Origin of the sequence: Rhizobium sp. PDO1-076 (assembly GCF_000247475.1) — a bacterium.
GTDB lineage: Bacteria > Pseudomonadota > Alphaproteobacteria > Rhizobiales > Rhizobiaceae > Allorhizobium.
In genome coordinates this window covers 1-5,740 of the sequence record NZ_AHZC01000117.1, presented here as the reverse complement: position 1 = coordinate 5,740, position 5,740 = coordinate 1, and the positions used below count along the sequence as shown (strand labels likewise).

The following is a 5,740-nucleotide window of genomic DNA, read 5'->3' as shown; positions in this document are numbered from 1 at the left end:
TCACTGAACGCACGGTTGCGATCTTCGACCCGTCCCATGAGGGCTCGGTCCGCGTTGCCGAAAAATGCGGATATGTCCGCAGCCATGACGCGAGTTTCATGGATAAGCCGACGCTGGTCATGCAGCGTTTCCGCCCGGCCTGAAGGACGTAAACAACCAGCCAGCAAGACATGAAAAAGGCCCCGATTGGGGCCTTTTTCATTTTCGAATTTCAGCTGCGGCTCAGAAGAAACCGCGCTTCTGCCACCAGCCGCCCTTCTTGGGCTTGGCCGCTTCGCCGTTCTCGTCCGACGCATTCACAGAAGTGACGACGGGCTGTGACGATGTGACATTCGATTCACGGTTGGCGCGGGCCGGCTTGCTCTCGTCGACGACGGCTTCCTCGGCAACCACGTCAGCAACCGGGGTCTCGGCCGGCGCTGCGATCGGTGCCGCAACGGGTTCCACGGCCTCGGCAACAGCCGGTTCCAGGATTTCGGTAACAACCGGTTCAGCGACCACGACCGCCGGAGCGGCTTCGGCAACAGCCGGTTCGGCGGTCTCAGGAGCAACCTTCGCCTTGCGGGTCCGGCGCGCTTTCGGGGCCGGGACCGCAGGGGCCTCTTCCGTCGCTTCGACTGCCGCCATCGACGGAGAGGTCTCGACAACCCGTTCGTCAGCCATTTCCGCGGCGGTTTCGGTCACGCCGTCGGTTTCTTCCCCGTCGTCGCCGTCTTCGCCATTTTCATCGCCAGCCTCCAGCGAGCCTTCTTCGCCCGGACGGTTGCGACGGCCACCGCGCTTGCCGCGACGGCGGCGCTTGCGCTTCTGGCTGTCGTCGCCGTTGGCATCGACATCGCCGGCCACGGCTTCGCTGCCGCCTTCGGCAGCGTCGTCGTCAGCCTCGTCACCTTCGTCCTCGTCGCCATCGTCTTCCATGCCGGAAGCCTGGGCGCCGTTGGTTTCGCCATTCGGGCCGTTCTTGCCGCGACGGCGACGACGGCGCTTGCGCTTGCGATTGCCCTGTTCGTCGCCATTGGCCGATGCGTCAGCCTGCGGAGAAGCCGTGGCGGCAACCGGTGCTGCCACCAACTCTTCGTCATCCTCGTCCTCGGGTTCCGGAACGTATTCGTCTTCTTCCGGCTCCGGCAGGAGCGACATCAGGCTTTCGATCTTGACTGGGTTCGGCACGGCTTCGCCACGCTCGATGGTGAAGTGCTGCGAACCGCTGTGGTCGGCATGATCGGCTTCGACGACGATCGAAACGCCGAAGCGCTGCTCATAGTCGACAATCGTGCCGCGCTTCTGGTTCAGCAGGTAAAGGGCTGTTTCCGGCGTGGAATGCACGATGATGTCGTGGGTCGTGCTCTTCAGCAGGAATTCCTCGATGCCGCGCAGGACATGCAGGGCAACCGACGACTGCGAACGGATCAGGCCGGTGCCCTGGCAGTGCGGGCAGACCTGGGTCGTCGATTCCAGCACCGAGGCGCGAATGCGCTGGCGCGACATCTCAAGCAGGCCGAAATGCGAGATCCGGCCGACCTGGATGCGGGCGCGGTCATTCTTCAGGCAATCCTTCAACTTCTTCTCGACGGAGCGGTTGTTCCGCTTTTCTTCCATGTCGATGAAGTCGATGACGATCAGGCCGGCAAGGTCGCGCAGGCGCAACTGGCGGGCGACTTCTTCTGCCGCTTCCAGGTTGGTCTGCAGCGCGGTGTCTTCGATCGAATATTCGCGGGTCGAGCGCCCGGAGTTCACGTCGATCGATACCAGCGCTTCGGTCTGGTTGATGATGATGTAGCCGCCGGACTTCAGCGTCACCTGCGGCTGCAGCATGCGGTCGAGCTGCGCTTCGATGCCCGAGCGCGCGAAGATCGGATGCAGATCGCGGTAAGGCTGAACCACCTTGGCGTGGCTCGGCATCAGCATCTTCATGAAGTCTTTCGCTTCGCGATAGCCTTCTTCGCCGGACACGACGATCTCGCTGATGTCCTTGTTATACAGGTCACGGATCGAGCGCTTGATCAGCGAGCCTTCCTCATAGACGAGGCAAGGGGCTGTCGAGGCGAGCGTCAGCGTGCGGACGTTTTCCCACAGGCGCATCAGATATTCGAAATCGCGCTTGATCTCGACCTTGGTGCGGTTGGCACCGGCGGTGCGCAGGATCACGCCCATGCCCTGCGGCACTTCGAGGCCGCGGGCGATTTCCTTCAGGCGCTTGCGGTCGGCAGGGTTGGTGATCTTGCGCGAAATGCCGCCACCGCGTGCCGTGTTGGGCATCAGCACCGAGTAGCGGCCTGCCAGCGACAAATAGGTCGTGAGAGCGGCGCCCTTGTTGCCGCGTTCTTCCTTGGCAACCTGAACCAGCAGGATCTGCCGGCGCTTGATCACTTCCTGGATGCGGTACAGCTTGCGCGGCTTGCGCTGAATGCGATCCGGAACCTCTTCCATCGCGTCTTCGGCGCCGACGGATTCGATTTCTTCCTTTTCCTCGATGTGATCGTCGTCATCATCATCACCGTCGTCATCGCGGCCACGGCGACGTCCGGCTTCTTCGGAAATCTCATCCATTTCAACCATGGCGGCGATCGTGCCGCCCGAGGCATCGTCATCACCGGCGCTGTCGTCGGACGCTGCGGCTTCATCGCCAGCGGCAGCCTTCTTGGCGCGCGGCTTGCGAACACGCTTCGGCTTGGCCTTCGGCGCCTCTTCGGCAACCTCGGCTTCCGCGTCCACAACGGCGACTTCGGTGACCGTTTCGACGGCTTCGACAGGGGCGTCTGTCGCGGCAAGCTCTTCGTTGGAGGGGATGCCGATGTCGGGCTGGTCCTGATACGCCGGGTCGGCGCTCACAGGCTCGTCACCCTCGACGTCATTTTCTTTGCGATGCTCCTCGGCTTCGGCACGAAGCAGGGCTTGGCGATCGGCAAGCGGGATCTGGTAGTAATCGGGGTGGATTTCGGCAAAGGCCAGGAAGCCATGGCGGTTGCCGCCGTAATCGACAAAGGCGGCCTGCAGCGAGGGTTCGACCCGCGTTACTTTTGCCAGATAGATGTTGCCGCGAATTTGTTTCTTGTGCTGGGATTCGAAATCGAATTCTTCAATGCGGTTACCGCGTACAACGACAACCCGCGTCTCTTCTTCGTGAGACGCGTCGATAAGCATTTTGTCTGCCATTTAAGCTGTGCTCCTCGGCGCCCTCGGTCGGTGGTCCATCCGCGCGCTGAACTGGGAAGCGGCTGGAACCAAGCGGACTGTGCGCCGGATATGAATGTGGACGCACGGAGGACCGGGCTTGCAACATCCGAACGGGCATCGGGTGATCTATCGATCCCGGTCCGTTCGTGGTCATGTCAACCTGTTGCAAAAACATCAAAAACCGTACGTCAACGACAATGATATGGACCCCTCGGGATCCGATGGATGCTCATTCAAGAGCCTTTGGTGGGGAGCCACCGATGTTTGCCGGCCGTGCCGGCGTTGTTAAACCAGTTTCAGGAACAAATGCGGAGACGGCAGATGAACGTCCGGCTAAACAGGCGCCAATTCCATTGTCAGAGGTTGGCAGCCGTGGCGGAATTTCTATCCCGTTTGCACTTTTTCCCTCACGTGACTTGTATGTTTTCTGTGTCACAATAGCAAGAGCAAACGGATTTATGCCATAATGGCAGTCAATTAGATCAATTCGCTCGCGTACTGCGATTCCCGTTCGAAAGTGGCCTTTTATTCGTATTTTATGTCGTGAATTCATCATGAATGGAGGGTTGCGGGTGGTCGTCAGCGTAAAAAGAAGCGATCGTGCTTCTGTGACGGACATCACTTCCGGCGGCCGCCAACCTGGGGAACAGGCTTGATTTCAGCATTTGTGCATTTAGCCGCGGAGAATGCCACGCGTTTCGGACGAATCGCGGGCGTCATCTTGATATTTGGTGCAGCATTCGGGGCAGGGGGGCAACCTGCCGCCGCAGTCTCTGCGCAGGCGCCGTCCGGGTTGCCATCCACGCTGATGGTCGCCTATGCCGCGCGGGTTGCCGGAGACGATGCCCGCACCCGTGTCGTGCTCGATTTCGATACCCGCCCCACGTTCGAAGCCCGCTACATCGCCAATCCCGATCGCATTGTTGTCGATTTGCCGGCAACGGCCTTCGCTTTTGCCGAAAGTGACCTGAAGGCCACGGGCCTGTTTTGCGACATCCGCTACGGCTCCATGGATGCAAGTTCGGCGCGCCTTGTCCTCACAGCACAGCGTCCCGCCAAACTCGTTTCGGCCGAGGTCCTCGCCAATGAAGATGGCAAGGGGTTTCGCCTTGTGCTTGATGCCGAGTTGATCCCGCAGCAGGATTTCGACCGCCTGGTCAAGGAGCAGGCCTGGAATGCGCAGACCGAGCCGACAGCCATTGCGGCGGATCAGCTTGCAGCCGTGGGGTCCGTTTCGGATGAATACGTCATCGCCATCGATGCCGGCCACGGCGGGATCGATGCCGGTGCGGCTGGTGCGACGACAAAGACGCCGGAAAAGGACATCACGCTGGCTTTTGCCCGGATCCTGCTGGAAAAACTGCAGAAAGAACCGGGCATCCACGCCGTGATGACGCGCGACGGCGATCAGTTTCTATCTCTGTCCCAGCGGGTCGTGCTGGCCCGTCAGAAGGGTGCGAACCTGTTGATCTCGCTGCATGCAGACACTCTGCGCCAGGGCGATATCCGTGGCGCGACCGTCTACACGATCTCCGACAAGGCATCCGACCACATGGCGGCTCAACTGGCCGAGCGTGAGAACTTCTCCGATGCCATCGGTGGCGTCGCGCATTCCGATGAGCCATCCGAGGTCACTGATATCCTCCTCGATCTCACCCGTCGCGAGACGCAGGCCTTTTCGATCTCCATGGCCCAGGCGGTTGTTGGCTCGTTTGAAGGTCAAATCGGCCTGATCAACAATCCGCATCGTTATGCAGGTTTCAGAGTGCTGCAGGCCCATGATGTACCGTCGATCCTGCTGGAACTCGGCTTTCTGTCCAACAAGGAGGACGAGAAACTGTTGCTCGATCCGGTCTGGCGCGACAAGGTTGCCGGCTTGATGGTTGATGCGATCCGGCGCTATCGGGCACCGGTTCTGGCCAATGGCGGGTGAGGATCTGGCTGTGGACGTTGGTGCGGACCATGACGAAGTCTCGCCAACGGCCCTATTTTCCTCACATTCCCGCAGTTACTCGAAATCGAAGGCGCATCTGGTCCGATCGGCGAATCGCCCAGCCCGCGCAGGAGCCTCGCATGTCTTGCCAAGCATCGCTCGACGTGCAAAACGCCACGGGGTGTGCGAAGCTTTTCGCGGCGCGCCGAACCCGAAGCAAGAGCCGGTAGCGAAAACATGATCAGACTGATTGGATATCTCTTCGGATTGGCATCCGTGCTGGCCCTTATTGTGGCCGGCGGCGTTGCCATCTATCTGAACGGGATGACCAAGGACCTTCCCAACTACGAGGTTCTGGCAAGTTACGCACCGCCAGTGACGACACGCATTCATGCCGGCAACGGCGCGCTGATGGCGGAATACGCCCGCGAACGGCGGCTCTTCCTGCCGATCCAAGCAATACCGGACCGGGTCAAGGCAGCTTTCCTCTCGGCCGAAGACAAGAATTTCTACAATCATCCCGGCGTCGATATCTATGGTCTCGGCCGCGCCATTCTCGTCAACCTGCAGAACTTCGGTTCCGGCCGCCGCCCGGTCGGCGCCTCGACGATCACCCAGCAGGTCGCCAAG

At 60.6% G+C, this 5,740-nt stretch carries 3 protein-coding genes; 2 read left to right on the top strand and 1 reads right to left on the bottom strand.

All coding sequences use genetic code 11. The annotated features are described in order from the left end of the window. Positions 1-222 precede the first annotated feature (222 nt). Positions 223-3,156: an Rne/Rng family ribonuclease gene (locus PDO_RS08980; protein ID WP_007600621.1), complete on the bottom strand. Its 2,934-nt coding sequence runs from the start codon at positions 3,154-3,156 to the stop codon at positions 223-225. A 673-nt stretch (positions 3,157-3,829) separates the two neighbouring features. Here PDO_RS08980 and PDO_RS08970 point away from each other — a divergent pair. Both PDO_RS08970 and PDO_RS08965 read left to right on the top strand, forming a co-directional pair. Then, complete coding sequence (locus PDO_RS08970) at positions 3,830-5,110, top strand: N-acetylmuramoyl-L-alanine amidase (protein ID WP_007600620.1); 1,281 nt, start codon at positions 3,830-3,832, stop codon at positions 5,108-5,110. A 237-nt stretch (positions 5,111-5,347) separates the two neighbouring features. Then, on the top strand, positions 5,348-5,740 hold a 393-nt coding region (locus PDO_RS08965), incomplete at its 3' end, for a transglycosylase domain-containing protein (RefSeq protein WP_007600618.1).